This is a genomic window from Dactylosporangium sp. NPDC050588 (genome assembly GCF_040654975.1).
GTDB lineage: Bacteria > Actinomycetota > Actinomycetes > Mycobacteriales > Micromonosporaceae > Dactylosporangium > Dactylosporangium maewongense.
This window is the reverse complement of sequence record NZ_JBFAJA010000241.1, coordinates 1-1,157: the sequence shown is the minus strand read 5'-3', so window position 1 is coordinate 1,157 and position 1,157 is coordinate 1. Positions and strand designations below refer to the sequence as shown.

The following is a 1,157-nucleotide window of genomic DNA, read 5'->3' as shown; positions in this document are numbered from 1 at the left end:
TAAGGATCTTCATGGCGTAGTCGGACTCAAGGCGACAGGGGCGATCTACGCGGCTGGGACAGCCCACATCGGGTGAGGAGGTTCCACAGCAAGCCCGGTCTGCGGCGGATGCGACGCATCCCGCGGGTCACCGCGTGTTCGACGTCGTCGAGGTCGGTGTTGACCCGGTTGGCCAGATCGGCGGCCTTGAGGTTGCCCCACACCCCGTCCGCCGGGTTGAGATCGTAGGCATAGGACGGCAGGGCATGCACTCGCAGCCAGCCTGTCTGAGCGGCCAGGAAATCGCGCATGCCGGCGCTGTGATGGGCGCCGAGGTTGTCCCAGACCAGTACCACCGGAGCCATCAGGAACCGGCGCAGCCCGCGCAGGGCGTCGATGAGACTGCCGGTGTCGAACGCCTTGCGGCGCAGGGTGTAGTGCACCAGCACGCTGTGGCCGCAGGGGTGGTAGCAGAGGAACCCGGCCAGCGACAGCCATCGCCGCCGGCCCGGGGTCACCACCCTCGGGGTGTGCCCCCGCCGCGCCCACGTGGTCCGCAACGGCGGCCGGGTCGACACCCCGGACTCATCGGCGAACACGATCCAGGCCCCACGTCGTCGTGCCTCGTTTGCGCACCCGGGGCCACTGCCGGCGCCGCCATGCCTCGATCGCCGCCTCGTCGCGCTCCCGCGTGGCCACCACCGCACGCTGCACGCTCCACCCGCGCCGGCGCAGCTGATACCACAACCCGTAACGGTGATAGACCACCCCGAACCGGTCGGCGACCACGGCCGTGATCCGGGCCAGGGTCCATCCCCCCGCATCGAACCCGGCCGCCGCCGGCCCGGCCTGAAGCACCCGCTCCAGTTCACGCCACTGCCGCTGGTCCAGCTTCGACTTGCCCCCGACCGGGCCCTTGGACCGCAACGCCTCCAGCCCCCCGGCCCGCCACCGCTGGTACCAGTCGCTGACCCGGCGGGGATCGACCCCGATCTGCCGGGCGACATCGGCCTGACGCCAGCCCCGCACGAACAACCGCCCCGCACGCAGCCGCTGCCGTGTCCACACCTTCTGCTGATCTTTCCTATGTGCCAGACGAAGAGTGTTCATGTCAGCCACCCCCCGCCTACCAGCATCCCTCCGGCCGCCGCTATCCGCCTACCTCACGAAGATCCTTA

Annotated in this window: 2 protein-coding genes; both read right to left on the bottom strand. The window is 70.1% G+C overall.

Features of this window, described 5'->3' with window-relative positions:
• Positions 1-26: 26 nt before the first annotated feature.
• Complete coding sequence (locus AB0I21_RS57510) at positions 27-557, bottom strand: transposase (RefSeq protein WP_360574548.1); 531 nt, start codon at positions 555-557, stop codon at positions 27-29.
• A 7-nt stretch (positions 558-564) separates the two neighbouring features.
• Positions 565-1,089, bottom strand: a complete 525-nt coding sequence (locus AB0I21_RS57505; protein WP_360574546.1) for a winged helix-turn-helix domain-containing protein — start codon at positions 1,087-1,089, stop codon at positions 565-567.
• Positions 1,090-1,157 lie beyond the last annotated feature (68 nt).